Source organism: Saezia sanguinis (assembly GCF_003991585.1).
Classification (GTDB): domain Bacteria; phylum Pseudomonadota; class Gammaproteobacteria; order Burkholderiales; family Burkholderiaceae_C; genus Saezia; species Saezia sanguinis.
Map to the genome: position 1 here is coordinate 1 of NZ_PQSP01000186.1, position 241 is coordinate 241.

Here is a 241-nt window from a genome sequence, read left to right on the forward strand (position 1 = left end):
TAGGGTGTCCAGTCGGTGACGCCGCCCACCGGGTACAGCTCGTTGTAGATCACCTTCGCGCCCATGGCCTCCAGCGATTCGACGGCCTTGGCGCCGAGGACTTTGGTCACCGGGGAGTCACCGTTGATGATTCCGATAGCACCGGCCGACTGCGGATACGCCTCTGTGGTCAGCCACCGGCGCGAGGCGTGGTAGGGGTCGTAGTGGGCGTAGGTGCTCTGTGAGGCGATCACCTGAATAT

1 protein-coding gene is annotated in these 241 nt (G+C 63.5%); it reads right to left on the minus strand.

Going from position 1 to position 241, the window contains the following annotated elements:
• Nucleotides 1-241, minus strand: a 241-nt coding sequence (locus tag CUZ56_RS15925) for a hypothetical protein (protein WP_204250981.1), incomplete at both ends; no start/stop codon positions are given.